This window comes from Robiginitalea insularis (assembly GCF_052497835.1).
Genome location: NZ_CP199296.1, coordinates 1,037,331 through 1,062,147, shown reverse-complemented (window position 1 = coordinate 1,062,147; position 24,817 = coordinate 1,037,331). Strand labels below are relative to the sequence as shown.

Here is a 24,817-nt window from a genome sequence, read left to right as displayed (position 1 = left end):
CCCAAAATGATCTGTTTAGGGTTATTCTTTGAATTTAATTTCTAAATTTATAAAATCGGGTGGACATCAGTATGTATTGTAATGCCCAACGGCGATTAACGTCAAAATAAATAGAGATTTACTTGATAATTGATACAATGAAGAAATTATTTTTTTACGCGACCCTGCTAATTGTAATGTGTAATCCGGTTTACGAGCTATCTTCCCAGGAAGGAAATCCAAAACTGGTTGTCGGGATAATTGTGGACCAGATGCGGTTCGATATGCTTTACCGCTATCAGGAAAAATTCGGACAGGGTGGCTTTAACCGGCTAATGCGCGAAGGCTACAATTTTAAAAATACGATGTTCAACTACGTCCCAACCGTTACGGCAGCCGGACACTCTTCCATTTATACCGGGACTACCCCTGCGGTGCATGGGATAATTGGGAACAGCTGGTATGACCGCAACCAAAAGCAGGTCATCAGCAATGTCGGGGACCCCAATGTAAGCCTTGTGGGTGCCGAAACCGAAAGCAGCAGCGGGTACTCGCCAACGAATTTGATCAGTACGACCATCACCGACCAATTGCGCATCGGGTCTAATTTCAGGTCTAAGGTGATCAGTGTTTCTTTGAAGGACAGAGGGGCAATTTTGCCCGGAGGACGCACGGCAAATGCTGCTTACTGGCATGATTGGGAAAACAGCCCGGGGAATTTTGTAAGCAGTACTTACTATATGAAAGAGGTTCCCAAGTGGGTCGAGAAGTTTAACAAGCTGGGAAAAACAGAGGCATACCTCTCAGAAAGCTGGCAAACAGCATATGATCTGGATGCTTATACAGAAAGTACCCCGGATGACAATAACTACGAAAGAAGTATTGGTGGCAAGAGCAGTCCTACCTTCCCATATAATTTTAAAGAAATGGAGATGGCTTTTGAAGGGCGTCCCGGCTATCACCAATTGCTGTGGGGCAGTCCGGCTGGGAATACCATTGTGAAAGATTTTGCCCTGGAAGCCCTGAAACAGGAGTCCTTGGGCAAGGACAATATTACAGACATGCTGTGTATCAGTTTTTCGGCCCCTGATATTGCCGGGCACGCCTTTGGCCCCCAATCGGTGGAGGTAGAAGATATTTACATCCGCCTGGACAAAGAAATCGAAAACCTGTTGGAAACCCTTGACCTGGAAGTGGGGAAAGGGAATTATACGCTATTCCTGACCTCTGATCACGGAGTTATGCAGGTAGCCTCATTCCTGGATGACAACCGCCTGCAAGCCGGCATTGCCCTGATCAGTAAATTTAAAGTGGATCTTGAATTCTACCTGAACCTGAAGTTCGGGGCCTTTCCCTGGGTGGAACGCTTTGAATACGAAAACATTTACCTGGACCATAAGCTGATTGCCGAAAAAAAACAGTCACTGGAGGAGATACAGCGTGCCGTTGCTGAATTTATGGGAAAACAAAATGGGGTTCGTCATGCCCTGACTGCAACGGACCTTAAAAACCAGGAGTTTATTCAGGGGATACCGGCCCTGATTCAGAATGGATTTCACCCTAAACGTTCCGGAGATGTGCTGCTGGCTTTCGAGCCCGGCTTTATACAGTCTTCGGATATACGATTGAAAATCCCCGGTGTGAAGGGCACAACCCACGGCTCAGGTTATGCTTACGACCGACATGTTCCGCTGTTGTGGTTTGGTAAAGGGATTTCAAGAGGGAGTTCGGTAAGACCGGTTTCCGTAACGGATATCGCCCCTACACTCTCCATGATGCTCAATCTGCAAATGCCGAATGGGGTCAGTGGAGAACCTCTCGAGGAACTTTTCCGATAAAGTTTTTCAGGCTTATTCCGGTGTCTGGGCCAGGCTGATGATTTTTTCCCTGTATTCTGTCTGGTCTTCCAGTACCTTAAAGAAATCCGAAACAAAGTCATACATCTCTTCATACTGCCTGGAACTTTTGAATTCAGATTTATAGCTACTCAAGAGAGCCATTATTTCCGGCTTTTTGGTTAAATAATGTTGGCGGGCCTCCTCATAAAGAGCAGGATCCCGTTGCCACCCCCGGAATAATCGCTGGGTTACCCTGGTTATTGGTAATTTTTTATTCTGTATTTCGGATACGACAGCATAATTGGTGTTCACCAACCCGGACATATCGAAGTCATATGGAACCGGAACGGCCTTCATGCCTTCTACAAAAATCAATTTCCCATTATGCTGATACGCCGCTGAATAATCCGTATTTCCAATCAGGAATTGAAAAAGGTCGTTTTGTATGGAGCACATATCGTCTTGTTGCAGGGGGTGAACAGACCTTTTGAGTTTTTTGCCACCCACCCTGTCAGCCACCCGGCTGATGTCTTCGATTAAAAAACCTTCCAATTGGTAATCTTTTCCTTTTCTACCCCGCTGATCCGTGTAGTTAATGGCCAGGCGTCTGGTCTTAAAATGAAAGGGGGTTATGATCTCATACATTTTATAAGCCAGCAATTCTTTCAGGACCCAGTCTTGTCCTACATCGGAGTTGGAGCAGGGCAGGACCACTTTCAATTCCTTATTGCCTTCAAATAGGGTGCCCTTGGCTGCCGCTTTGCGGATCCTGATTTTAACCGGTGTCAGAAAACAGTTTTTCATCCGCCAGTTTCCCCTGGCCCTCAAACGAATTTCCAAAGAATCCCAGTTCCCGTCTTCATTTTGATACTGCAATACTGAATTCAGGTAAGTGCTATCATTGGTCTTTCGCTTCATTTCCATGTTGGAATAATTCAGGCGAACGGGCAGCGCCCCTTCATCCGCGAAAAGTGGAGTGGTCTCTTTTTCTGTGACACCTTGGGTTTCCTGAGCGGAAAGGCCCGTGAAGAGTCCTAAAAATAATAAGTAAAACAGAGGTGTAAGCCGATTTTTCATTATCTTGGTGATAGGTTATTTTCATAAGGTACTAAAAATTAGAATATTAGTCTATATACTGTCATAATAAATTTAAAAACCCTCTGGGTGGCGATTATTTCTGTAATTGTCACATACCTTTCTATTCATTTTAATCTGGATTTCAATGTGGATCTCACCCTGTTGAGTATCGCCATTGTTTTTCCGCTTGTCTTTAATATCAGGGGTGCCTTTAGGAGGAGAGAAAAGGCTCTGGAGCACATGAGCCAATTCCGATCGGCAATGAAAACAGTATATTTTTATATACAGATGAGTTTCAACCTGAAAAAGGAAGACAAGGACAAACTGGAGGGAATTTTAGAAGAAATCAGCGATGCGGTAATCAGCCAGCTGGAAAATAATGGCACCAAACCGCAGGAAGTAGATGGGAAAATTAAAAAACTCCATGATTTTACGCTGGAACTAACTGAATTTATTCCCAGTAAGGTAAAGGATAGGATTTTTAGATATATGAATGCCCTGCAGGAAGGGTTTGAAAATGCCTATGCGATCAATACGCATCGTACCCCCCAGTCCCTAAAGGCTTATTGCCTGGTATTCATCTATTTGTTCCCGCTTGTATATGCACCTACTATTATTTATAATATCGGAGCGGAACAAAATGCCTGGGTGGTATATTTTATTATCCTGCTAACGGAGTTTATCCTGATCTCTCTCTACAACATACAGGACCAGATGGAATACCCTTTTGATAATGACGGCCCGGATGATGTAAAACTGGACAGTTTTAAAATTAATCGATAATATCAATAATCCGTAACGCAAAGAGATTTCAAACGGAGGAATTAATCAGCCAAACAAATGAAGCAAATTATTTTACGGCAGGCAGGCCTGCTATCGCTCCTTTGCCTATTTAGCAGCAGTATTTTGAGAGCCCAGGAAGAAATAATCGGTCGCTGGGATTTAAACGTTTCCAATGGGGAACGGTCCATGCCTTCCTGGCTGGAGGTAAAACAATCGGGCAATAAGGCCCTGGTAGGTTATTACGTTAGTTATGCCGGAAGTGCCCGGCCCATTGCTGAGGTAATGTGGAAAGACGGTTTGTTTTCCTTTAGTATTCCCCCTCAGTGGATAGGAACCCACTATATGCACTTAACAGGCACGGTAAATGCAGACCGGATGGAGGGAAATATTCTGGACCACATGGGGAACGCGCTATCCTTCACAGGGGAAAGAGCCCCTGTTTTGTTGCGGGAGCCCCCGGCTTCCTGGTCTAAACCACGCCCTTTACTGGATAAGAACAGCCTCAGTGGCTGGATTCCGGTTTCAGAAAATACAGTCAACCAGTGGTTTGTAAAAGACGGAGTCCTTACCAGCCCGGCATCCGGTGTAAACCTCAGGACGGAGGAAACATTCGAAGACTTTAAATTGCATATAGAATTTCGCTATCCGGAGCATTCCAATTCCGGGGTTTACCTGAGGGGCCGCTATGAGGTACAGGTGGAAGACAGCTTTGGCAAGCAGCCCTCATCAGTATATCTTGGCGGGGTTTATGGATTTCTCACACCCAATGAAAATGTTGCAAAAAAAGCGGGTGAATGGCAGTCTTATGATATTACCCTGGTGGGCAGGAGGGTTACGGTTGTAGCTAACGGAAAGACCATTATCGGCAACCAGATCATTCCTGGTATAACGGGTGGGGCTCTGGACAGTAACGAAGCGGCACCCGGCCCTATTTACCTGCAGGGAGACCACGGCCCCATCGAGTACCGCAACATCACAATTTCGGTTCCTGAATAACAGGCTAAGGCCGCTACTATTCGGAAACTTTTTTAAAATATTCCCCGAAGGCGCCCAGTTTTGAAACGGTCCCGTCTGCCCCAATCTCAAAGGTAAAGAGCAGGCGGCTTTGCAGCTTGTTATCCTTATCGGAGATAAAGGAGTTATAGTGCCAATGTTCCGTATGAAAGTTTACAAATCCATTGAAATTTATCTCCAGCACTGATTCAGAAACATTAACCTTTGCCTCTCCCAACATAGGATGAGTATATCTGCCCCTAAATGCCGGTAATGGCAGGCTAGTTGAAGTGCCGGGTATTTGACTCTCATTGAACTTTTTCAGGGCTGTTTCCTGCCGCTCCCTGCTTTTCTCGTACAGCTCAAAAATTTCCCGGTGCCAGGGCCGCTCAGGGTCATTAAAGGCCCAGAGGTCCATTGCTTTATATAGAATTGCATGCCGCAGTTCGGCGTGGTCCCGGTTTGCCAGTACATAGACAGCCGTCCTGGTATCGTGAATGATCCCTGCAATAGCCGCCAGGCCTGCTATACTGCCGGTGTGAAAATCCAGTTTATGCCCGCGGTAGTTATGCTGGAACCATCCCAACCCATAAGTCATCCAATCCGGTTTGGTAAGTTCCTGGGTCGGATAAAAATTTGTCGCTCCCACAAAAGCATGCGGCTCAAATAAATAGGAGAAGGTTTCCGGACTTAGCAGACGCTTTCCTTTATAAACGCCTCCCCGGGACAGCATCTGCAAATAGTGCTCCATATCAGCCGTACAGGTCCAGATCATCCCGGCGGCCCCAATCTGGTCGGAGCGGTTGAAAGGCGCCGGATACAGGCCTTCAGCTGTATCGTACTGGTAAGGGGTAACATAGTTGCCCGAACTGAAAATATCCGATACCCGGGCAACGGTCCGCTCCATTTCCAGCGGCTTGAAGATATGCTCTTCAACAAATTTTGTCCAGTGCATTCCTGAAACGGCCTCTATTACTTCACCTGCTACGGCGTACATCATATTGTTGTAAGCGAAGCCTCCCCTGAGTGGATATGACTTTTCCGAGAGGGCAAAACGCGCCACTGTCTGCTCCGTAGAAACACTGTCTATCACCCAAAGCAGGTCGGCCGGTGCAATTCCCAGATTATGGGTAAGCAAGTCCTGAACCCTGGCCTCTTCCGTTATATAAGGATCCGAAAGCCTGAATTCGGGTAAGTGGGAACGAACCTTATCATCCCACTTTAGTTTTTGCTGATCTACTAATTTCCCCAGGGCCATGCAAACCACAGCCTTGGTAGTCGATCCCATATTGAAGAGGGTTTCCCGGTTCACGACCTTCTGGCTCTCTATGTTTTTGACCCCGTACACCTTACTAAAAACGACTTCCCCCTCCTGAACAACTACGGCGGTCATCCCCGGTATATGCCAATCCTGAATCCCTTGCCGTATCATGTCATCCAAAAGTGCAACCTTATCCTGTGCATGAATGCTGCTTAAATAAAGCAGACCAAACATTGTAATTAAGAGAAATCTGTAGTTTTTCATTGGGCTATAAATTCAGAATTAAAATGTACGAAACTATTCCTACATTTATAAGCCTCTTCAAAAACCAACTAAAATGAAAAAAATTACCCTTGCTCTTATTTTCTTATTTACCGGCATTCTGAGCTTTTCACAAGAACTCAATACCTTTCTTAAGCCTGCCAAATTCCGGAACATAGGCCCTTTCCGCGGCGGTCGGTCTACCGGATCATCCGGGGTGGTCGGGGACCCGCTCACCTATTATATGGGCACCACCGGAGGCGGATTGTGGAAGACAAGCGATGCCGGACAGAAATGGGAGAATATTTCTGACGGGTATTTTAAGACGGGCTCGGTAGGAACGGTGAGCGTTTCTGAAAGCCATCCAAATGTCGTTTATGTGGGCATGGGCGAACACGCTCCCCGGGGGGTTATGACCTCTTACGGGGATGGGGTTTACAAATCCCTGGACGCCGGGAAAACCTGGGAACATATGGGGCTGGAACAAACCCGTCATATTTCAAGGATCATAATTCATCCTCTTAACCCGGATATTGTCTGGGTAGCTGCCCAGGGGGCCCTTCATGGCCCCAATCCAGAGCGCGGCGTTTATAAATCCACAGACGGGGGTAAAAGCTGGAAACAGGTACTGTTTGTAAACGACCTTACCGGATGTAGCGACCTTTCTATAGATTACCAGAATCCACAGGTTTTGTACGCGGGGATGTGGGAACACCTCAGGACGCCCTGGAAAGTTATCAGTGGGGGTGCAGGAAGTGGAATATACAAGTCTACAGACGGGGGTGAAAACTGGAAAAAGATCCACGAAGGCTTGCCGGAAGAAAAAGGGAAAGTTGCAGTGGCCGTTTCCCGGGCAAACCCTGACCGCTTGTACGCCCTGCTGGAAAGCGATACCTATGAGGAAAAAGGAGGGTTATTCACTTCTTCGGATGCCGGGAAAAAGTGGAGTCGGGTAAGCGGGGACCACCGCCTCTTGCAACGAGCGTGGTATTATATTGAGGTATTTCCGGATCCTAACGATGAACATACCGTATATGTGCTCAGTGCCGACACCTACCGATCCATAGATGGCGGAAAGAGCTGGGAAGAGATCCGCACGCACCATGGAGATTACCACGATTTATGGATCAATCCTGATAATTCGAAGAATATGGTTATTTCGGACGACGGAGGGGCGGAAATAACCTTTGACGGAGGGAAGAACTGGTCGCGGCAGGATAATATGCCAACGGCTCAATTCTACCGCGTGGCTACGGACAGCCTTTTTCCATACAATTTATATGGAGGGCAACAAGATAACAGCTCGGTTAAGATTGCCAGTATAGGCATCGGGAGCTGGAGTATCGGAGAGGAACACTGGGAGGCGTCGGCCGGGGGAGAAAGTGCCTTTCTCGCCTTTGACCCCAATAATCCCGAAAAAGTCATGGGAGGGAGTTATCTGGGAACTGTCAACCTGCTGGATGTAAATTCAAAAGCCAGCACCAAGGTAATGATTGAACCAAACCTGTATCTGGGATTGCCGGCCCGGGAAATGAAATACCTGTTCAACTGGAATGCCCCTATCATAAAATCCATGCATGAACCGAACACCTACTATCACTGTGCCCAATATGTGTTGCGCACTCGTGATGAAGGCTATTCCTGGGAAGTGATTTCGCCAGACCTGACCCGTAATCAGGACGATAAACAGGGCAATGGTGGTGGGCCGTATACCAATGAGGCCGTGGGTGCAGAGAACTACGGAACCATCAGTTATATAGCGGAGTCGCCTCACCAAAAGGGTGTATTCTATACAGCCAGTGATGACGGCCTGGTGCATATAAGCAGAGACAACGGGGGCTCCTGGCAAAATATCACCCCAAAGGGAATGCAGGAAACGCTGGTTAATGCCATTGAAGTGTCGCCACACGATCCGGCAACAGTTTATATTGCCACTACCCGTTATAAGTTTAATGACCATACCCCTGCCCTTTATAAAAGCACGGATTACGGGAAGAGCTGGAAAAATATCACCGCTAATATCCCCGTTGGAGCGTATACCCGGGTTGTACGGGAAGATCCGGTCCGTAAGGACCTGCTTGCCGCCGGGACGGAGACCGGCCTCTATATTTCTTTTGACGGGGGATCCGGATGGCAACTCTTCCAATCGAACCTGCCAGTGGTTCCAATTACCGATTTGCAAATCCGGCACGGGGATATGGTCCTGGCCACTCAGGGCAGGTCCTTCTGGATTTTTGACGACATGCATGTATTAAGGGAGCATAAGGGCACGGTCCCTAAAGCACATTTGTACACGCCCGAACCCACCACTATTCCCAATTGGGGCAGTTCCATGAACGGGAATGACCCCAGCGGAACCGGGGCGTTCGAAGGAGTAAACCCTGCCAGCGGAATGGTCATTTATTGCAACCTGCCCGCTCTTGCAGACTCTGTACCCCTGAAGTTGGAAATAATGGATGCCACAGGTGCACTGGTGCGTACCTACAGCTCCCATCCCGATCCGGATTACAAGGCATATGAAGGGGCTCCACCCAAAGCACCCCTGCTGCCCAAAAAGGCCGGCTTAAATCGCATGGTCTGGGATTTGCGCTATCCCATCCTCCCGGGGGCTCCTGAAGTGTATATTGAAGGAAGTTTTCGGGGGCATCAGGCACAACCCGGGGAGTATACCCTTCAGCTTAGTTTCGAAGGAGAGCGCCTTACTACCAAGGCCCGTTTGTTGCCTAACCCAATGCTGCCTGTCTCTGCTCAGGATTATGCGGAATATCACAGTTTTATGAGTAAGGCTGAGGCCACCTATTCAGAGATGACCAATATGACCAACAAGCTCTACCGGTCAAAAAAACGCCTGGCAGAAGTATTAGGAAAGCTGGATGTAGGAAGTCAAAAAGAATTACATGCACAAGCAGTGGCTTTGCAGGAACGAATGAAAAACTGGGACTCCATTATGGTGCAGAGGCTTTCCAAGGCTTATGACGATGTAGAGAATTATGTAAATGGTTTTACTGCCGAATATATCACGGCCTTTAACCATGCAGACAGCAGTATTCCAAAAGTCAATAAGGGTACGGTTGAATTGATTGGCCGTCTGGACCAGCGATGGCTGACCTACCGGTCGGAGGCCGAAGAGATCCTGAATAAGGACCTGCCGGCACTGAACAGGGCGCTTTACGAAGCAGGGATAGGTGCCATAAATGTAGATTGAAAGGGGTTTTAACGAAAAATAGCCCCGTATGGACTGCTTTTGAATTATAAACGGTATAAAATGCTATCTTTTAAGGAAAATACACGGCTTACCCATATGGCTAGCTCCTTTCGGATTTTCCTGATATGTGCAGGGTCTGTGGCAATGCTCGGTTGTTCGAGCCTGAAGCCACCTGAAGACCCATACGCTGAGGCGTGGGAGGAGGTCGTCAGCTCCAGGAAATGGGAACAGGCCAGTGTAGCTACCGATATGGCAGAACAGGGGGGTCCCCCTCAGTTCTACGCCCTCTCCTCCGTAAAAATGGAGGAAGAAAGGCCGGAAGCGTCCCCTGTATTTTTAGATCGTTACCCCAAGCTGGTTAGCCGGGCCTATTTTCGTTTGATCGCAGAAGCGATTGAGGCGGACCGCCGCGTTACTAATGCTTTTCAGGAGTTGTATGCAGAATCCAGGAAAGAAGAAAACAAAGACAAGCGAAGGGTTCAGCGCGATTTTGAAACGGCCCGAAGGCGGTTTGTGGCCCATCGCAAGATGCTCGAAGGGCTGCGGTCCTGGAATGCCTTCCACGATTACGGTTCAGATGACCTGGATTTTTTCCTGAAAGAGCAGTTTCCCGACGCCTATAAACTTTACCAAAAAGGAGCCTCCGAGGAGCGAATAGTGGAATTGCTTATGAACGAACTGGCAGACTTGTATCACGAACAAAACCAGGATGCACCCCGGCTGAAGTTCTGAGCTGAAAGGATCTCATTTTATCCGGGCTGGGTGTAATTAATATACCTTTTCCCCGTTTCATTTATCCAGTACAAAATTAAAGCCGGCGGTTACAATATGAGAAGAGAAAGGGGAGTTCCGGTCGTAATAGTAATATTTGACCTGAATGCTTTTAAGCCCGAAATGGAAAAGGCGCAGCCCTGTAAAAATATCGGTATACCCCAGGCCCAAACCGTATTGATTGGCGTTATATCCTGACAGGTCAAAATCCGAAGTGTAAAAAGCTGCTGTTGAGAGATGCTCATTATAGGAGTTAAAATAATCTGCGGCTCCCTGACTGTAATAGCGGTATGACGGATAAAGGGTAAAGCGGTCCGTAAGCTTCCAGGGGATTTCCAATTGGGCCGTATGTGCAGATAGTCCCCAGTCATCCGTATAGTAGCGATAATAGGTGCGGATACTCAAAGAAGCATTCAGGAAATAATTCAAGCGGCCGCCAACGGCAATTTTAAACCGGTTGTTCGGCAGGCGTTCAATGTCTTCGGCAAGATGGAAACCATCCATAAAACTATCGGGCACATCCTGGAAATAAACCCTTTGAAAAGGGGTAGAGAGCAGGCCCTGCTGGCTGATCAGGTCCAGGGCGAGGCTTCCCTGTATATTTTTGGAGAGGATTTGTGAAAAACCAAAGCCCAGGGTATACGAATTCCGACCCTTATCTGAAAACCCCGTAAAATCAGGGTTGTAGTTGGATTCACCCGTGATGGGAAAAAGGGCAAAGAGTGGGTCGTTCAATCCGCTGCCCCCTGTATCAAAAGGCCTAAGCTCTATGGGGTAAATTGTGGTCCAGCGGTCAAAGTAGGCGTTGGCCCGAATGCTCAGCTCTGTATTTTTCTGGTTGAAAAGTCGGGTATAACTCCCCCCTGCGCCCATAGAAAAATAGTCGTATTCCGTGGCAACGGAAAAGCGGGCACCCCAGATTTGGTTCCTGTCATCAGAACTATGAGAGTAGTTAAAAACCGCGCTCGACCACACATCGTTACCCGAGGCCCCGCTACTGGCCACAAAGGGGTCGGCGGGTCCGTCAAAGGGATTGACATTACTGGAGGAAGCCGAGGTATAGGCAGAAACCCCGGCATCTATACTTAAAATATCATTGGCGTTAAGCGGAATGGTAATGATTACATTTCCTGTAACATCAGTGAGTTCTTCCGTCCCTATCCCCCCTGTAACCGCTGCATTTTCCCCATCTTGTTGGTAGTAACTGCTCAGAAAATCAATCTCGATACTTTCCAGCACCCGTTTCTGATAGGGTTCCTGAGGATCCTGTTGTTGGGCAAATCCAGCAGACAGCGTAAGCAACATACATATGAACAGGACCTCCCGCAGCATGTATTTTGTTAATTGCAGCCGCATCCGCCTCCAGTTTTACCGCCGTTTGCCCCGGCTGCCCCTTCCCTGTAGGAATGCATTACAATAAGGTTCCGATCGCACTTCTGATCCGTAAGGGACATATCCGGGTCATTGAGGTTTACCATTTCGTATTCCTTGATAACTACGCAAGATTGCAGTTGCAGCAAACCTGCCAGCAGCCCAAAAAAGATAATTTTTCTCATCTCGAATAATTTAACTCTATACCTCTGGAAGTATGCAATCCTCCGGAGGAATCCACGATAATACAATCTACCTCCGGGATCTGGTTTATACGGTCCAGCCCGGCTTCAATTCCCATAACGAAAACTGCGGTTGACAGTGCGTCTGCCAATTCGGCTTTGGGTGCAAAAACCGTTGTGCTGATAATCCCGGTACTCGGATATCCGCTACGGGGGTCGATAATATGAGCATAGCGAACCCCTTCAAAGGTGACGTGTTTTTCATAATCCCCTGAAGTGACCACAGCCCTGCCCTGAAGCGGTAGCAGACCGTATGATTTTTTTTTGTCCATGGGGTTGGTAATAGCCACTTGCCATGGACGGCCATTGCTTTGTTCCCCCCAGCTGTTCATGTCGCCTGAGGCATTGATAATTCCTGCCGGCACCCCGGCCCTGATCAGGACCTCCTTTGCCCGGTCCGCAGCGTAACCTTTTCCAATACCGCCAAATCCGATTTTCATTCCCTTTTTGGCCAGGTATACACTCCCTTCCTTTTCATCCAGGAGGATGTTTTTATGGCCTACAAGCCTTACGGATTGTTCAATAGCTTCCGGTTCGGGCAGTTCCCTCATGCTCCCGTCGAACCTCCAGATGCGGTCCATGGCGGCATAACTAATATCAAATGCCCCGTCAGTAAGTGTAGAAATACCGATGGCCCGTTTAATGAGCTGGTATAACTCCCGGGATACCTTTACAGGTTTTATCCCGGCCTGTCGGTTGATCTCGGAGGTTTGGGAAGCCGGGTCCCAGGAAGAAATAAGGGCTTCAATCCGGCGGATTTCAGTAACGGCCAATTCAATCCACTGATTGGCTTGGCGGGGGCTATCGGCAACCACTGTAATCTCAAAATTACTGCCCATCAGCAACATGGACTCCCGGTAGGTTTGCTGTCCTACTGCAGAAATTGTAACCAAAAATACCAGCAGGAGCAGTTTTTTCATGGGTCGGACTGGTTAAAGGCTTGTAGTTTTGCAATATAGGCCTTCGGGCCTATTTTTTCGTAGGTGGCTCGTCCTTTTACCCTGCCTTCGGCATCCATGACAACCACTAAAGGGAAAATGCCATTGGGGTTATAGCGTTCGGCCAGGGCAGCATTGGCTTTTGCCTGCTGCTCGGGGAGGGCATTTTTCTTTTTTCTTGGGAAATCGGCTTTTACCATCACAAAGTGAGAAGCCGCGTATTCTTTAAAAGCGGGGGTGTCCCAAACCTCCCGGTCCAGTTTTATACAGGGAGCGCACCAGTCGGAACCCTGAAAAACCAGGATAAGGGGTTTGTTCTCCTTAGCGGCAAGCGCCTGTGCCTTTGGAAAATCGGTATACCATTGCTGTGCTTGCGTAGCGTAAGAGAAAAACAATAGGCAGAAACAAGAGAAAAGCATGGTTTTCATATGTACTTAAACGATTTTTCAGGGATATAAGTATGCCTGCTTATAATTTGTTGAGGACAAATATGTAAAGGGATTTTATACCAGAATTTATTTTAAAACCTTCTACAATAAAGTTAAGGAACCTGTTTTATTTCAAAGAGAAGGGCATTTAAAAGATAAGCTTCAGATATGAATGGCTTATGGGAATATTAAAATGGATATAACACTGGTTTAAATCTTAAATGTAAATAAGACTTGACATTTTAAAAATATTATCTATATTTGTCAAATAAACTTTACATAAAGACAAATAGTATTGACATGAAAACAATGGATATGAATAAAAAAAATCAACGTAAACGGATAACGGGAAATCTGGCCGGATGGACTTTGGCCTGGACTTTATCTATTGCTCTGGCAACCTTCGGCAATAAGTTCCTTTGGGATGGAAACAAAGCCCTGACCATTGCGGCTATTATTTTAAGCCTGCTGCTCGGCATAGGGATGATCCTGGCCAACCGGAGGTTTATAGAGCAGTCCGATGAACTGGAAAAAAAGATACAACTGGAATCCATGGGGCTAACCCTTGGCCTTACCCTGGTAGTGGGCCTGGCGTATTCCCTCCTGGATACCACCAATGTCATTCCCTGGGATGCCGAAATCAGTTTCCTGGTCATTTTTATGGGCATCTGTTATATGACTGCTATTGCAGTGAACAACAGTCGTTACCGCTAATCCCGAATTGAAATGAAGAATAAAATTCGCGTGTTGCGGGCCGAAAGGCAATGGACACAGGAAGAATTGGCTGATTCTGTCGGGGTTTCCAGGCAAACGATCAACGCCATTGAAAAAGGGAAATTTGATCCCAGCCTGCCCACTGCCTTTAAGATTTCCAGGTTGTTCGACCTCCCCATTGAGCAGCTATTTGAATATGAGGAGGAGGAACTCTGAGGGAGTGGCAGGGGAAACCCGGGCCAATCATGTTATTAAGGTCATTGGGGTTTTAAGCTCAATTCCTTTGTATATTTAAGGCTCATACCAAACCTGTGACCTATGAAAACATCTTTTGCATTTTGCTTCGCCTTTCTGCTTTTAATTACAACTGCATGTAGAGAAGAGCAATTAAGTAGACCCCTTCCTGAAAGTAATGAACTGGTAAATGCCGATTTTGACCCGGAAGCAAAACTCCAGGAGCTGGGGATCCGCCTGCCGAAGGCCGCCACCCCGGTAGCCAATTATGTCAACGCAGTCCGCAGCGGCAACCTGATGTTCCTGGCAGGAAAAGGTCCTGGTAAGGAAGACGGGACCTATGTCACCGGAAAACTGGGGGCAGACCTCAGCATCGAAGAAGGATATGAAGCGGCCCGCCTGGTGGCCCTCAGCCAGCTGGCCGTTTTAAAGGCAGAGCTGGGAGACCTTTCAAAAGTAAAAAGGATCGTCAAAGTCCACGGGATGGTGAATGCTACCCCCGATTTCACCAACCAGCCCGAGGTGATCAACGGATTTTCCGACCTGATGGTGGAAGTATTCGGGGAACGTGGCAAGCACGCCCGGGCAGCCGTCGGCATGGGATCCCTGCCCAGGGGGATTGCCGTGGAAGTTGAGGTGGTTGTGGAGGTTGAGTAACAATCTCTGATCTAATCCGGATTTCTGAAGTTTTGAGGGGAGTGTCCTACCTGTATTTTGCTAAAAAGTACTTTTATATATTTCTTCACAGGCCTTATTTTTAATCCTGGATGATTCAAAAGGATATTTTATAGTTGGCTTTATCACCCTTGCAAAAAAAGGATTTTCCGCTATCGGTTTCCGCCATTCTGAACAATGCTATCGAGACAGAGATAGTGCCGGAAGATGATTTTACCTGGAACGTCTCGCTGAATTATATTTTTGGAGGTAACAAAAGGTCGATTCGTAAAAATAATTTTAGTACAATCAGTAAAACATAAATAATAAAGTAATGAGAAAACTATTGATTGGATTAGTAATGATGTCCATCGGTGCAGGATTATACGCACAGGATGCAACCATTGAACAGGAAATAAAAGATCTTTCCAGGCAAAAATGGCAATGGATGGCTGACAAGAACGTAGAAAAACTAGCTGCCCTATTCCATGACAAATCAAAATTTGTCCATATGAGTGGTTCCTGGAAAAAGGACAGGGAATTGGAAATTATTGAAACCGGAAGCATTTGGTATAAGAATGCCGATGTTCATGACGTGGCGGTAGAGGTTTTTGGTGACGATACAGCTGTGCTTTGGAATCGTATTACGCTCACAGCCCATGTAAGGGGAAATGACGTTTCCAACGAATTTACCGTGACGGAGTTTTATCAAAAAAATGGTGACAAATGGGAATTGCTTGACCTGACCTTTAGCAGTGTAAGGGATACCCATAAAATTGAGCACTAAAAACACAAGGATGAACAAAAAACTAATTATAGGGGTATTGATTGCTTTGTTAAGCATATCGATGACTGAAGCGCAGGACACAGCCATTGAACAGGAAATCAGGGAGCTATCCCAGCAAAAATGGGAATGGATGGCGGATAAAAATGCGGACAGGCTGGCAGAACTCTTTCATGACAAGGCCAAGTTTGTGCACATGGGCGGTACCTGGGGCAAGGACCGTGAAGTGGATATCATTAGACAAGGCTTTATACACTATAAAAAGGCCGATGTACATGAGGTCATGGTTGAAGTCCTAAATGAATCTACGGTGATACTTTGGAACCAAATTACCCTTTTGGCGGTTGTTGGGGAAAATGAGGTAACCAATCCTTTTATGGTCACGGAAGTTTATGTAAAGCAGGATAATGCCTGGAAACTGGCTGATTTGACCTTTAGCAAGCTTTTGGAAAGGGATTAGAAGGTAACCATGAAATTTGCAGAAGCCAAAGAATATGCAGTGAAAACATGCCTTGCTTTGTTCCTGGCCGTGGTCCTGGCGTTTCAATCGAATGCTCAATCCGGTATTGGACAGGCAACAGGGTTATCCGACCAGGAAAAAAGCCTTATCAAAATTGCCAGTTATACCGCTCAGGGCAACTTAACAAATTTGAAGGACGCCCTTAATGAAGGATTGGATAACGGGCTAACCGTAAATGAAACCAAGGAAGCCCTGGTGCATTTGTATGCCTATACCGGATTTCCGAGGAGTATCAGGGGGCTACAGACTTTTCTGGAAGTTTTGGATACCAGAAAAGCTAAGGGAATTACAGATACTCTGGGAAAAGAGGCCTCTCCCATCATCAACTCCGGAACAAAGTACGAACGCGGAAAGGCTATTTTGGAGGAACTGATTGGGGCCCCTTTGGATGGAAAGCCGGCCTATCAGGAATTTTCCCCTGAAATGGATGCTTTCCTGAAAGAGCACCTATTTGCAGATATTTTTGAGCGGGATGTGCTCAACTACAAACAACGTGAGTTGGTTACCATTTCGGTAATTGCCAGCCTGGGTACTTTGGAACCCATGCTCCGGAGCCATTTTGGCCTCTCCTTAAATGTGGGTTGGAATCCTGATCAATTAATGGAATTTACAAAGCTTATCGAAGCTACTGCAGGTAAGGAAAAATCAAAATCGGCTCTTGTAGTTTTACGTCCCATCCTTGAAGGCAGGAGTGAATGACTACCATGAAAATATTTCACAAATGAAAACGACAATTTATTTTTTCTTACTATACTTCGTCCTGTTCATACAAGGATGTTCGGAAAGAAAGGGATATGATACAAAAGCAGATTCAATTTTTCCAAAGGGTGAAAAAATAGAGAATGATAATTTCAATGGTACTGCCTGGTTAACCATGCTGGCTTCGCCAGATAGTTTAAGTGGGGTGTATGCCGGTAATGTCCGGTTTGAACCTGCTGCCCGTACGAATTGGCATTTACACCCGGCAGGGCAGTTGCTTATCGTAATCAGCGGAGAAGGCTACTATCAGGAGGAAGGACGGCCAAAACGTGTGTTGCGTAAGGGGGAAACCATTAAATGCCCTCCGGATGTACGGCATTGGCACGGTGCAACCCCTGAAATGGAATTCACCCATATTGCAGTTTCCAGCAACGAAAAGGGGGCAACCCAATGGTTTGAACCTGTAAGTGATGCAGATTATAACAGGTAATCCGTATAGTTAAATTAAGGATCTTGAGAAAATCCTTCGTCAATTAATTGTAACTTTTAGACAATCTAAAAATTATGGCAAAATTCAATTTAAAGATCAATGGAAACGCTCAGGAAGTAGACGTTGACCCGAACACCCCGGTGCTATGGGTGCTGCGAGACCACCTGAAACTGGTCGGCACCAAATACGGTTGCGGGATTGCCCAATGCGGGGCCTGCACCGTCCACCTGGACGGAACTGCAGTGAGGGCCTGCATGCTTACTGTTGCCTCTGTAGGCAACCAGGAAATAACAACCATTGAAGGCCTGTCCGAGAACGGGGACCACCCGGTCCAAAAGGCCTGGATGGAAGTAGACGTACCCCAGTGCGGCTATTGCCAGGCCGGGCAGATCATGACGGCAGCGGCCTTCCTGGAAAAGAACCCCAACCCCTCGGACGAGGAGATAGAAATGGCCATGAATGGCAACATCTGCAGATGTGGAACATATATCCGAATAAAGAAAGCGGTTAAGATGGCCGCCAAAGGAAACGCCTAGTCAAAGAAAAAAATATCGAAGATGACACTCATTAAAACACAAATAGGAAGAAGGGCTTTTATTAAAAACACCAGCTTGGCAGGAGGCGGCCTTATATTGGGTTTCAGCATGTTCAATGCCTGTAAACCGAAGGATACCGCGGAAATGGCCGCACTGGAAATGCCGGAGGAATGGTTTGAGATTAATTCCTATCTGAAAATAGGCGACAATGGGGTGGTAACCATTATGTCCCCAAACCCGGAATTTGGGCAGGGGGTTATCACGGCCATGCCTATGATTGTTGCGGACGAACTGGATGTGGCATGGAAAGATGTTTTGGTAGAACAGGCCAATTTCGACGCAGAGGAATACGGCTGGCAGTTTACCGGGGGAAGCCAGGGGATCAGAAGACGATGGGAAGGCCTGCGTATGGCAGGGGCAACGGCCAAACAAATGCTGAAGCAGGCTGCTGCAGACCAATGGCAGGTCTCGGTTGCTGAAATCACGGTATCTGAAGGGGTGCTGAGCCATACAGCCTCAGGAAATTCCGCACATTATGGCGAAATGGCCGCTGCCGCTGCCAAACTGGAAGTACCCGAAGAAGTTAGCCTTAAAGAGGTTGCCGATTTTACCATTATCGGAAATTCGAAAAAGAGTGTTGAGAACCATAAAATTGTGACGGGCAAACCGCTTTTCGGGCTGGACTATGATTACGAAGGTACCCTGGTTGCCATGGTGGAACACCCTCCTGCCTTTGGTCTCAAATTGAAATCATTTGATGCTGAAGCGATAAAAAATATGCCCGGCATAGTAGATGTTTTTTCCATAAAAACATTAGAAGATGGCTTTAAGAGGAGTTTTTTTGACACCAATGCCTTCACTGACCTGGTCGCTATAGTTGGTAAAAGCACCTGGGAAGTTATGAACGCCAAAAAACAACTGTCCGTAGAATGGGAACCCATAGCGAATTCTACCTTTACCCTGGATCGCTTTGGAACCGAAATGGAGGTAGCCGTGCCAAAAGGCCTGGAAAGCACAGAGGCCCATTACGAAAAGATGAATGAGATGGCTACTCGTTCCGGCACTACGGCTCGAAAGGATGGGGATCCTGAAACTGCCTTTAAAAATGCTTCAAAAGTTATCGAGCGGTCCTATACCTGCCCTTTTTTGGCCCACAATTGTATGGAACCCATGAACTTCTTCGCAAATGTTACTGAGGAAGGGGCAAGGCTGGCGGGCCCCTTACAGGCCCCGGCACTTACGGAGGCAACCGTTGCAGCCCGCCTGGGAATCCCAGCTGAGAAGGTCGAAATTGAACTGACCCGAATGGGCGGGGGGTTCGGCAGAAGGGCCTATGGCCATTACGCGGTAGAGGCCGCCCTGATCTCAAAGCAGGTGCAGGCGCCGGTAAAGTTGATGTACACCCGGGAGGACGATATGACCTTTGGGATCTACAGGCCTTCCTATCAGGCCACCTACAGGGCTGCCCTGGATGAAGACAACCGCCTGACCGCATTCCATGTTAAAGCTGGCGGGGTTCCGGAAACGCCTTTATTTGCAGATCGTTTTCCTGCCGGAGCGGTAGACAATTACCTGGCCCAGCAGTGGGAAATCAATTCCAATATTACCATAGGAGCATTCAGGGCACCCCGATCGAACTTTATGGCCGGGGTGGAGCAGGCTTTCCTGGATGAGGTAGCCGAAGCGGCCGGGAAGGACCCTATAGAATTCAGACTGGAGCTTCTGGAAAGGGCGAAAAATAATCCGGTTGGCGAAAATAACGATTACGACCCTGAAAGGCTTGCCGGGGTTTTGAAACTCGTTCGGGAAAAATCCAATTGGGGAGATCCCCCTTCCGGTGTTCACCGGGGGGTATCTGCCTATTTCTGTCACAACAGTTATGCTGCCCATGTGGTGGATGTTGTTATGGATGGGGATCAGCCACGGGTTGACAAGGTAATTTGTGCGGTAGACTGCGGGATAGTCATTAATCCGGATGCTGCCGCCAATATGGCTGAAGGCGCTATAATTGACGGGATTGGCAATGCGATGTATGGCGAACTGACTTTTAAGGAAGGAAGAACCCAGCAAACCAACTTTGACCGCTACCGCATAATCCGTCATAGCGAAATCCCCCGGGAGATAGAAGTACATTTTGTTCAAAACGAGATCGATCCAACAGGTTTGGGAGAGCCTCCATTTCCACCAGTTTTCGGGGCCCTTGCCAATGCTCTGTATAAGGCTACAGGGAGGAGATATACCCGGCAACCTTTTATTTCTGACAAACCGGAATTAGTAGGGTAGATTTATTTTAAGCGTGTGGGGCAAGAGATAGCTATCGCTGTTCTTTTGGGCCTCGCTGGCGAAAATACAAAGGTCCATCCTGCTGGCGCAGGCTGGTTCTGTTTCGTTTGGTCATTGGTTCTGCTTTGTAGCAAGAGATAGCTTCGCTGTTCTTTTGGACCTCGCTGGCGAAAACACAAAAGCCCATCCTGCTGGCGCAGGCTGGTTCTCTTTTTTACTCAAGTGTTTGGTTGGCGATAATGGCAAGAGATAGCTTCGCTGTTCTTTTGGACCTCGTGTTGAAAATACAAAAGTCCATCCTGCTGGCGCAGGCTGGTTCTCTTTTTACTGAAGTGTTTGGTTGGGGATTCTGGCAAGAGATAGCTTCGCTGTTCTTTTGGGTCTCGTGCTGAAAATACAAAAGCCCATCCTGCTGGCGCAGGCTGGTTCTTTTTTTTCGTCCTGTCCCCACTCAAGCGAGCTTGGTGAGGACAGTCCTCAAATATAGAAGCCTTTGCTTTCGCAAAGGCCTTTTGTGCTTATTCGTAGCCCCGGCAAGAATCGAACTTGCATCTAAAGTTTAGGAAACTTCTATTCTATCCATTGAACTACGGGGCCAAATGTATCTGTGGGGCTGTTGTCCCAAATGGGTCTGCGAATTTATGAATACTTTTTGAAAACATTCAAAAAGCATTTTTCTAATTCACTTGGAATCATAAAAATCTATTTATTAGTGATTCTCGCATTTCTGGATATTTTTTCAGATTGACCAAATACTGAATGCTCTTCATTCTTTTGATATGTCTTTCTATTTTAATTGCGGCAGTTTTATTTGGAACTTCTAAGTAGAGAAAATATTCCCAGGGAATTTTCCTCTTGGTTCTTCCAATATTGAGTTCTTTTGAATTATGATATTCCAATCGCTCGGTTAAATTGGAAGTATGTCCTATATAAAAAGACTGATCTTTTTTGGATTGTAATATGTATACAAAATGCACTTCGAGGAAGAATAGTTGGAAACTTCCCCCGATAGCTATCGGGGCTATCCAATGAACTACGGGGCCAAATGTTTCTATGGGGCCATAGACCCAAATGGGTCTGCGATTTTATGAATACTTTTTGAAAACATTCAAAAAGCATTTTTCTAATTCGCTTGTCCTCATGAAAATCTATTTATTAGTGATTCTCGCATTTCCGCATATTTTTTTAGATTGACCACATATTGAATGCTCTTCATTCTTTTGATATGCCTTTATATTTTAATTGCTACAGTTTTATTTGGAACTTCAAAGTAGAGAAAATATTCCCAGGGAATTTTCCTGTTGGTTCTTCCAATATTGAGTTCTTTTGAATTATGATATTCCAATCGCTCGGTTAAATTGGAAGTATGTCCTATATAAAAAGACTGGTCTTTTATGGATTGTAAGATGTAAACAAAATACACTTAGAGGAGAAATTGTTGGAAACTTCCCCCGATAGCTATCGGGGCTATCCATTGAACTACGGGGCCAAATGTTTCTATGGGGCTATAGACCCAAATGGGTCTGCGAATTTATGAATACTTTTTGAAAACATTCAAAAAGCATTTTTCTAATTCACTTGGAATCATAAAAATCTATTTATTAGTGATTCTCGCATTTCTGGATATTTTTTCAGATTGACCAAATACTGAATGCTCTTCATTCTTTTGATATGTCTTTCTATTTTAATTGCGGCAGTTTTATTTGGAACTTCTAAGTAGAGAAAATATTCCCAGGGAATTTTCCTCTTGGTTCTTCCAATATTGAGTTCTTTTGAATTATGATATTCCAATCGCTCGGTTAAATTGGAAGTATGTCCTATATAAAAAGACTGATCTTTTTTGGATTGTAATATGTATACAAAATGCACTTCGAGGAAGAATAGTTGGAAACTTCCCCCGATAGCTATCGGGGCTATCCATTGAACTACGGGGCCAAATGTATCTGTGGGGCTGTTGTCCCAAATGGGTCTGCGAATTTATGAATACTTTTTGAAAACATTCAAAAAGCATTTTTCTAATTCACTTGGAATCATAAAAATCTATTTATTAGTGATTCTCGCATTTCTGGATATTTTTTCAGATTGACCAAATACTGAATGCTCTTCATTCTTTTGATATGTCTTTCTATTTTAATTGCAGCAGTTTTATTTGGAACTTCAAAGTAGAGAAAATATTCCCAGGGAATTCTCCTGTTGGTTCTTCCAATATTGAGTTCTTTTGAATTATGATATTCCAATCGCTCGGTTAAATTGGAAGTATGTCCTATATAAAAAGACTGATCTTTTTTGGATTGTAATATGTATACAAAATGCACTTCGAGGAAGAATAGTTGGAAACTTCCCCCGATAGCTATCGGGGCTATCCATTGAACTACGGGGCCAAATGTATCTGTGGGGCTGTTGTCCCAAATGGGTCTGCGAATTTATGAATACTTTTTGAAAACATTCAAAAAGCATTTTTCTAATTCACTTGGAATCATAAAAATCTATTTATTAGTGATTCTCGCATTTCTGGATATTTTTTCAGATTGACCAAATACTGAATGCTCTTCATTCTTTTGATATGCCTTTCTATTTTAATTGCAGCAGTTTTATTTGGAACTTCAAAGTAGAGAAAATATTCCCAGGGAATTCTCCTGTTGGTTCTTCCAATATTGAGTTCTTTTGAATTATGATATTCCAATCGCTCGGTTAAATTGGAAGTATGTCCTATATAAAAAGACTGGTCTTTTTTGGATTGTAATATGTATACAAAATGCACTTAGAGGAAGAATAGTTGGAAACTTCCCCCGATAGCTATCGGGGCTATCCATTGAACTACGGGGCCAAATGGGTCTGCGAATTTATGAATACTTTTTGAAAACTTTGGTACCTTAGTCAACAAAGGCAGCTGTTATGAAAGCAAAGAAGAAAACCCTTTTTGTTTCCGGGGCCATAAGCCCGGAATTTATCGCTAATTCGATAGCCAAACATCAGTCCAAAACCGATATCGGGGCGCACGATATCTTCCTGGGGCAGGTGCGGGCGGATGAATTGGAGGGTAAAAGGGTACGGGCGATAGAATATACAGCCTATGAGGAGATGGCAGAACAAAAAATGCATGAAATCCGGGAAGCTTGTTTTGAAAAATACGAGCTGAGTTGCATGCATGTCTACCACAGCCTGGGCGAGGTGAAGGTGGGGGAAATTTGCCTTTTCGTCTTTGTTTCCTCTCCCCATAGGAAAGAAGTATTTGAAGCGCTGCATCATTTGGTTGAACGTATAAAAAAGGAACTTCCTGTTTTTGGGAAAGAGCTGTTGGAAGACAGTTCATACAGCTGGAAGGTCAATACCTGAGTATGGTTGATATTACGAATAAAAAGGTGACCCTTCGGATTGCAACTGCAGAGGCAGTGGTCCTATTGGGAAGTAATGAAACACTGGAGGCCATTCAGCAGGGGAGGGTTCCCAAAGGAGACGTTTTTGAGATGAGCAAGGCGGCCGGGCTGCTGGCAGTTAAGAAGACTCCGGACCTCCTGCCGGATTGCCACCCGTTGCCCATTGAAGGCACCCAGATTGAGTATGAGATCAGGGATCTAAGAATATATATCAGAATTACCGTCAAAACAAATTATAAAACCGGGGTTGAGGTAGAGGCCATGCATGGAGCCAGCGTAGTGGCACTCAATATGTATGATATGTTGAAACCCCTGGATAAGAAGATCGAAATACGCTCCATCCGGCTGCTCAGCAAAAGTGGTGGAAAGTCCGATATCGACAATACGAATGGAGGATAAGCTGTTCAGGTCGGCTAAGGCCCATTACCGCAGTTGCCAGATTTCGTACATGGGTTCCCCCCGGCTGTTCTTTCCGGTGTGGTGCCAGTCTGACCCTTTTCGCTCAAAATTGAATTCCAATTCGGCGCCAACCCTGGAATCATCCCTTGAAAAAAACTGTATCACTTCGGTATATTTCCCGTTATCGGCAGCATAACGCCCGCCGCCGCAGCCTCTGAAGTCCATCGTTTCCGTATTATAGGCAATCCACTGGAAATAACCGTCTTTGAGGAATTTCAGCGTTTTTCGCGGGCCTGAATCCCCCCTTCGCTCTTGTCCTGTGTCCGGCCCGCGGGTTCCGAACAACCAGTTTCCATCCAGGGTTTGCTCCAAACCCGGTTCTTTTTGGTAGGGCCTGTTATCATTCCCGTTCAGGATCAGTTTCCCGTCTGTATATCCCAAAGTAGTGAGATACTCTCTTTTGCCGGTTTCGCTGAAATCTGAATTGAATTCCAGGGCTACTTTGAGGCTATCGTCCAAAACCTCATAAAACCCTCCCATGGTTGAAACAAAATGAGCCGGGTCTGAATCGTAAATACTGTGGATTAAGTAATCTTCGGACACCAATAACACGTAATTCCGTTTTCCATTATCCAGGCGCTCAGTGGCCCGGTACACTCCCGTTTCCAATTGAGCATTCATAACCAGTGGCCCGAGCAGCATCAAATTCAGAATCAGATAAATAGCAGTTCTCATCTGGGTTAGATTGTATTTCTCAATAATCTAAATTACAACAATTACCGGGTTAAAACAGGGCTTGAAATGAGGTGGTAAAAAAAAAGTGCAAAAAAGACTATTATTAAAAAAAATTGATTTCATTTACACCCGTAAAACGCAAAGCTTTATAATTCTAACAGCGTATCAGAAGCGTGAGCCTCTTTACTTTAAAATGGGCGGAAAGCCGCGGCCAGCAGCAAGCTGTCGGGCCGGTTTCCGGAACT

General features: G+C 46.0%; 28 protein-coding genes and 1 tRNA gene. 16 read left to right on the top strand and 13 right to left on the bottom strand.

All coding sequences use genetic code 11. The features are described from left to right. Positions 1 to 137 precede the first annotated feature (137 nt). Positions 138 to 1,817, top strand: a complete 1,680-nt coding sequence (gene pafA / locus ACT6NV_RS04870) for an alkaline phosphatase PafA (RefSeq protein ID WP_445386139.1) — start codon at positions 138 to 140, stop codon at positions 1,815 to 1,817. Between the two features lie 12 nt (positions 1,818 to 1,829). On the opposite strand, the gene ACT6NV_RS04865 is transcribed toward pafA, so the two are convergent. Beyond that, positions 1,830 to 2,894: a hypothetical protein gene (locus tag ACT6NV_RS04865; protein WP_445386138.1), complete on the bottom strand. Its 1,065-nt coding sequence runs from the start codon at positions 2,892 to 2,894 to the stop codon at positions 1,830 to 1,832. 87 nt (positions 2,895 to 2,981) lie between these two features. Here ACT6NV_RS04865 and ACT6NV_RS04860 point away from each other — a divergent pair, with 87 nt between their 5' ends. Together ACT6NV_RS04860 and ACT6NV_RS04855 are read left to right on the top strand one after the other, a co-directional pair. Continuing rightward, entirely contained in the window at positions 2,982 to 3,677 is a 696-nt protein-coding gene (locus ACT6NV_RS04860; protein WP_445386137.1) for a hypothetical protein, read from the top strand. Between the two features lie 57 nt (positions 3,678 to 3,734). Further along, positions 3,735 to 4,673 (top strand): 3-keto-disaccharide hydrolase, encoded by a 939-nt coding sequence (locus ACT6NV_RS04855; protein WP_445386136.1) that lies wholly within the window; start codon positions 3,735 to 3,737, stop codon positions 4,671 to 4,673. A gap of 16 nt (positions 4,674 to 4,689) precedes the next feature. On the opposite strand, the gene ACT6NV_RS04850 is transcribed toward ACT6NV_RS04855, so the two are convergent. Further along, the gene (locus ACT6NV_RS04850; RefSeq protein WP_445386135.1) at positions 4,690 to 6,195 is read right to left on the bottom strand and encodes a serine hydrolase; all 1,506 of its coding nucleotides are present in this window, start codon (positions 6,193 to 6,195) and stop codon (positions 4,690 to 4,692) included. A 73-nt stretch (positions 6,196 to 6,268) separates the two neighbouring features. Between ACT6NV_RS04850 and ACT6NV_RS04845 the strand changes: the two genes are divergently transcribed. Next, positions 6,269 to 9,397 carry a VPS10 domain-containing protein gene (locus ACT6NV_RS04845; protein WP_445386134.1) on the top strand — a complete coding sequence of 1,043 codons (3,129 nt, stop codon included), beginning with the start codon at positions 6,269 to 6,271 and terminating at the stop codon, positions 9,395 to 9,397. Positions 9,398 to 9,493: 96 nt separating this feature from the next. After that, positions 9,494 to 10,129: a hypothetical protein gene (locus ACT6NV_RS04840; protein WP_445386133.1), complete on the top strand. Its 636-nt coding sequence runs from the start codon at positions 9,494 to 9,496 to the stop codon at positions 10,127 to 10,129. A gap of 57 nt (positions 10,130 to 10,186) precedes the next feature. On the opposite strand, the gene ACT6NV_RS04835 is transcribed toward ACT6NV_RS04840, so the two are convergent. Genes ACT6NV_RS04835 through ACT6NV_RS04820 form a run of 4 tightly spaced genes read right to left on the bottom strand, consistent with a single transcriptional unit; the run spans position 10,187 to position 13,147 of the window. Next, the gene (locus tag ACT6NV_RS04835) at positions 10,187 to 11,524 is read right to left on the bottom strand and encodes a DUF3570 domain-containing protein (RefSeq protein WP_445386132.1); all 1,338 of its coding nucleotides are present in this window, start codon (positions 11,522 to 11,524) and stop codon (positions 10,187 to 10,189) included. Continuing rightward, positions 11,509 to 11,724 carry a DUF4266 domain-containing protein gene (locus ACT6NV_RS04830; protein ID WP_445386131.1) on the bottom strand — a complete coding sequence of 72 codons (216 nt, stop codon included), beginning with the start codon at positions 11,722 to 11,724 and terminating at the stop codon, positions 11,509 to 11,511. Before ACT6NV_RS04830 ends, ACT6NV_RS04835 begins: the two co-directional genes overlap by 16 nt. Continuing rightward, positions 11,721 to 12,701, bottom strand: a complete 981-nt coding sequence (locus tag ACT6NV_RS04825) for an FAD:protein FMN transferase (RefSeq protein WP_445386130.1) — start codon at positions 12,699 to 12,701, stop codon at positions 11,721 to 11,723. The genes ACT6NV_RS04830 and ACT6NV_RS04825 overlap by 4 nt, the downstream gene beginning before the upstream one ends. Continuing rightward, entirely contained in the window at positions 12,698 to 13,147 is a 450-nt protein-coding gene (locus ACT6NV_RS04820) for a thioredoxin family protein (RefSeq protein ID WP_445386129.1), read from the bottom strand. Before ACT6NV_RS04820 ends, ACT6NV_RS04825 begins: the two co-directional genes overlap by 4 nt. Positions 13,148 to 13,462: 315 nt before the next feature. On the opposite strand from ACT6NV_RS04820, the gene ACT6NV_RS04815 reads away from it, so the two are divergent. From ACT6NV_RS04815 to ACT6NV_RS04775, 9 genes are all read left to right on the top strand, one after another. After that, complete coding sequence (locus ACT6NV_RS04815) at positions 13,463 to 13,861, top strand: hypothetical protein (RefSeq protein WP_445386128.1); 399 nt, start codon at positions 13,463 to 13,465, stop codon at positions 13,859 to 13,861. Between the two features lie 12 nt (positions 13,862 to 13,873). After that, positions 13,874 to 14,077, top strand: coding sequence for a helix-turn-helix transcriptional regulator (locus ACT6NV_RS04810; RefSeq protein ID WP_445386127.1), 204 nt, complete (start codon positions 13,874 to 13,876; stop codon positions 14,075 to 14,077). 102 nt (positions 14,078 to 14,179) lie between these two features. Further along, a complete protein-coding gene (locus ACT6NV_RS04805) occupies positions 14,180 to 14,752 on the top strand; it encodes a RidA family protein (RefSeq protein WP_445386126.1) in 573 nt (190 codons plus the stop codon). Between the two features lie 331 nt (positions 14,753 to 15,083). Then, a complete protein-coding gene (locus ACT6NV_RS04800; RefSeq protein ID WP_445386125.1) occupies positions 15,084 to 15,536 on the top strand; it encodes a nuclear transport factor 2 family protein in 453 nt (150 codons plus the stop codon). 10 nt (positions 15,537 to 15,546) lie between these two features. Then, positions 15,547 to 15,993: a nuclear transport factor 2 family protein gene (locus ACT6NV_RS04795; RefSeq protein ID WP_445386124.1), complete on the top strand. Its 447-nt coding sequence runs from the start codon at positions 15,547 to 15,549 to the stop codon at positions 15,991 to 15,993. Between the two features lie 9 nt (positions 15,994 to 16,002). After that, a complete protein-coding gene (locus tag ACT6NV_RS04790; protein WP_445386123.1) occupies positions 16,003 to 16,752 on the top strand; it encodes a carboxymuconolactone decarboxylase family protein in 750 nt (249 codons plus the stop codon). A 22-nt stretch (positions 16,753 to 16,774) separates the two neighbouring features. After that, positions 16,775 to 17,242, top strand: a complete 468-nt coding sequence (locus ACT6NV_RS04785) for a cupin domain-containing protein (protein WP_445386122.1) — start codon at positions 16,775 to 16,777, stop codon at positions 17,240 to 17,242. Positions 17,243 to 17,316: 74 nt separating this feature from the next. Then, complete coding sequence (locus ACT6NV_RS04780; RefSeq protein WP_445386121.1) at positions 17,317 to 17,778, top strand: (2Fe-2S)-binding protein; 462 nt, start codon at positions 17,317 to 17,319, stop codon at positions 17,776 to 17,778. A gap of 21 nt (positions 17,779 to 17,799) precedes the next feature. After that, a complete protein-coding gene (locus ACT6NV_RS04775) occupies positions 17,800 to 20,061 on the top strand; it encodes a molybdopterin cofactor-binding domain-containing protein (RefSeq protein ID WP_445386120.1) in 2,262 nt (753 codons plus the stop codon). 525 nt (positions 20,062 to 20,586) lie between these two features. Here the strand turns inward: ACT6NV_RS04775 and ACT6NV_RS04770 are convergent. From ACT6NV_RS04770 to ACT6NV_RS04745, 6 genes are all read right to left on the bottom strand, one after another. Continuing rightward, positions 20,587 to 20,658, bottom strand: a tRNA-Arg gene (locus ACT6NV_RS04770). Between the two features lie 95 nt (positions 20,659 to 20,753). After that, positions 20,754 to 21,038 (bottom strand): GIY-YIG nuclease family protein, encoded by a 285-nt coding sequence (locus tag ACT6NV_RS04765; RefSeq protein WP_445386118.1) that lies wholly within the window; start codon positions 21,036 to 21,038, stop codon positions 20,754 to 20,756. Between the two features lie 254 nt (positions 21,039 to 21,292). Continuing rightward, complete coding sequence (locus ACT6NV_RS04760) at positions 21,293 to 21,484, bottom strand: GIY-YIG nuclease family protein (RefSeq protein WP_445386119.1); 192 nt, start codon at positions 21,482 to 21,484, stop codon at positions 21,293 to 21,295. Between the two features lie 161 nt (positions 21,485 to 21,645). After that, positions 21,646 to 21,930, bottom strand: coding sequence for a GIY-YIG nuclease family protein (locus ACT6NV_RS04755; protein ID WP_445386118.1), 285 nt, complete (start codon positions 21,928 to 21,930; stop codon positions 21,646 to 21,648). Positions 21,931 to 22,091: 161 nt separating this feature from the next. Then, positions 22,092 to 22,376 carry a GIY-YIG nuclease family protein gene (locus ACT6NV_RS04750; RefSeq protein WP_445386117.1) on the bottom strand — a complete coding sequence of 95 codons (285 nt, stop codon included), beginning with the start codon at positions 22,374 to 22,376 and terminating at the stop codon, positions 22,092 to 22,094. Positions 22,377 to 22,537: 161 nt separating this feature from the next. Beyond that, positions 22,538 to 22,822 carry a GIY-YIG nuclease family protein gene (locus ACT6NV_RS04745; RefSeq protein WP_445386117.1) on the bottom strand — a complete coding sequence of 95 codons (285 nt, stop codon included), beginning with the start codon at positions 22,820 to 22,822 and terminating at the stop codon, positions 22,538 to 22,540. A 134-nt stretch (positions 22,823 to 22,956) separates the two neighbouring features. On the opposite strand from ACT6NV_RS04745, the gene ACT6NV_RS04740 reads away from it, so the two are divergent. Both ACT6NV_RS04740 and moaC read left to right on the top strand, forming a co-directional pair. Next, positions 22,957 to 23,397: a molybdenum cofactor biosynthesis protein MoaE gene (locus ACT6NV_RS04740; RefSeq protein WP_445386116.1), complete on the top strand. Its 441-nt coding sequence runs from the start codon at positions 22,957 to 22,959 to the stop codon at positions 23,395 to 23,397. Positions 23,398 to 23,399: 2 nt separating this feature from the next. Further along, the gene (moaC, locus tag ACT6NV_RS04735) at positions 23,400 to 23,837 is read left to right on the top strand and encodes a cyclic pyranopterin monophosphate synthase MoaC (RefSeq protein WP_445386115.1); all 438 of its coding nucleotides are present in this window, start codon (positions 23,400 to 23,402) and stop codon (positions 23,835 to 23,837) included. A 24-nt stretch (positions 23,838 to 23,861) separates the two neighbouring features. Here moaC and ACT6NV_RS04730 read toward each other — a convergent pair whose 3' ends face one another. Beyond that, positions 23,862 to 24,572 carry a hypothetical protein gene (locus ACT6NV_RS04730; protein ID WP_445386114.1) on the bottom strand — a complete coding sequence of 237 codons (711 nt, stop codon included), beginning with the start codon at positions 24,570 to 24,572 and terminating at the stop codon, positions 23,862 to 23,864. Positions 24,573 to 24,817 lie beyond the last annotated feature (245 nt).

Excerpts from the sequence above, each read along its gene's own strand:
- ACT6NV_RS04800 (WP_445386125.1), top strand. The coding sequence starts at position 15,084 with ATGAGAAAACTATTGATTGGATTAGTAATGATGTCCATCGGTGCAGGA.
- ACT6NV_RS04825 (WP_445386130.1), bottom strand. The coding sequence starts at position 12,701 with ATGAAAAAACTGCTCCTGCTGGTATTTTTGGTTACAATTTCTGCAGTA.
- ACT6NV_RS04805 (WP_445386126.1), top strand. The coding sequence starts at position 14,180 with ATGAAAACATCTTTTGCATTTTGCTTCGCCTTTCTGCTTTTAATTACA.
- pafA (WP_445386139.1), top strand. The coding sequence starts at position 138 with ATGAAGAAATTATTTTTTTACGCGACCCTGCTAATTGTAATGTGTAAT.
- ACT6NV_RS04840 (WP_445386133.1), top strand. The coding sequence starts at position 9,494 with ATGGCTAGCTCCTTTCGGATTTTCCTGATATGTGCAGGGTCTGTGGCA.
- ACT6NV_RS04730 (WP_445386114.1), bottom strand. The coding sequence starts at position 24,572 with ATGAGAACTGCTATTTATCTGATTCTGAATTTGATGCTGCTCGGGCCA.
- ACT6NV_RS04795 (WP_445386124.1), top strand. The coding sequence starts at position 15,547 with ATGAACAAAAAACTAATTATAGGGGTATTGATTGCTTTGTTAAGCATA.
- ACT6NV_RS04820 (WP_445386129.1), bottom strand. The coding sequence starts at position 13,147 with ATGAAAACCATGCTTTTCTCTTGTTTCTGCCTATTGTTTTTCTCTTAC.
- ACT6NV_RS04865 (WP_445386138.1), bottom strand. The coding sequence starts at position 2,894 with ATGAAAAATCGGCTTACACCTCTGTTTTACTTATTATTTTTAGGACTC.
- ACT6NV_RS04775 (WP_445386120.1), top strand. The coding sequence starts at position 17,800 with ATGACACTCATTAAAACACAAATAGGAAGAAGGGCTTTTATTAAAAAC.
- ACT6NV_RS04855 (WP_445386136.1), top strand. The coding sequence starts at position 3,735 with ATGAAGCAAATTATTTTACGGCAGGCAGGCCTGCTATCGCTCCTTTGC.
- ACT6NV_RS04780 (WP_445386121.1), top strand. The coding sequence starts at position 17,317 with ATGGCAAAATTCAATTTAAAGATCAATGGAAACGCTCAGGAAGTAGAC.
- ACT6NV_RS04815 (WP_445386128.1), top strand. The coding sequence starts at position 13,463 with ATGAATAAAAAAAATCAACGTAAACGGATAACGGGAAATCTGGCCGGA.
- ACT6NV_RS04740 (WP_445386116.1), top strand. The coding sequence starts at position 22,957 with ATGAAAGCAAAGAAGAAAACCCTTTTTGTTTCCGGGGCCATAAGCCCG.
- ACT6NV_RS04810 (WP_445386127.1), top strand. The coding sequence starts at position 13,874 with ATGAAGAATAAAATTCGCGTGTTGCGGGCCGAAAGGCAATGGACACAG.
- ACT6NV_RS04845 (WP_445386134.1), top strand. The coding sequence starts at position 6,269 with ATGAAAAAAATTACCCTTGCTCTTATTTTCTTATTTACCGGCATTCTG.
- moaC (WP_445386115.1), top strand. The coding sequence starts at position 23,400 with ATGGTTGATATTACGAATAAAAAGGTGACCCTTCGGATTGCAACTGCA.
- ACT6NV_RS04790 (WP_445386123.1), top strand. The coding sequence starts at position 16,003 with ATGAAATTTGCAGAAGCCAAAGAATATGCAGTGAAAACATGCCTTGCT.
- ACT6NV_RS04830 (WP_445386131.1), bottom strand. The coding sequence starts at position 11,724 with ATGAGAAAAATTATCTTTTTTGGGCTGCTGGCAGGTTTGCTGCAACTG.
- ACT6NV_RS04850 (WP_445386135.1), bottom strand. The coding sequence starts at position 6,195 with ATGAAAAACTACAGATTTCTCTTAATTACAATGTTTGGTCTGCTTTAT.
- ACT6NV_RS04785 (WP_445386122.1), top strand. The coding sequence starts at position 16,775 with ATGAAAACGACAATTTATTTTTTCTTACTATACTTCGTCCTGTTCATA.
- ACT6NV_RS04835 (WP_445386132.1), bottom strand. The coding sequence starts at position 11,524 with ATGCGGCTGCAATTAACAAAATACATGCTGCGGGAGGTCCTGTTCATA.